This is a genomic window from Lactobacillus sp. C449L (assembly GCF_059900815.1).
The window spans coordinates 1-488 of sequence record NZ_JBWXGA010000115.1; the positions used below are offsets into that span (position 1 = coordinate 1).

The 488-nt window shown below is 64.3% G+C and carries 1 protein-coding gene; it reads left to right on the top strand.

All coding sequences use genetic code 11. The annotated features are described in order from the left end of the window. Positions 1 to 488 (top strand): hypothetical protein (locus AC2JF9_RS08575; RefSeq protein WP_500726929.1); only part of this gene is annotated, 488 nt, incomplete at both ends.

A 488-nucleotide genomic window follows, 5' to 3' on the forward strand; every position in this document is an offset into this window, starting at 1 on the left:
GATCACTACACCCGCATCACAGATGCCCAGATCGACGAGTACAAGCGGGCCAGGAAGATCCGCATCGAAGTCGGGTACTTCTCGCGTGCTCAGCAGACTTTGCTCGCGCGGGGGGATGAGTCCGATCTGAGCGACCTCGACGAGGGACAACTGCGCACGGTCGCGTGGAAGGTCGAGTGGTGCACCCGCTTCGTGCGCGCCCGGCAAACGAGCGAAGGGCCGCGCCGGACGCCGGAGGACATCCAGGCTTTCATCGACGCAAACAAGGACTCGATCCACCGCTGGTACGTGGAGACCTTCGGTGCGCCTCGTCCGGCAGGTCGCCTCGTCTCCGGCGAGGAACGAAAGATCTTCGATTATCCAGGCGCCAGCACCCTGCGGGACTGGCTGGATCGCTTCGAGGCCGCTGGAGGTCGCTCCAGCGCGTTCCGCCCCCGCTACGAGAATTGCGGAAATCGCAACCAACTCGACCCGCGCGTCCTCTCCAT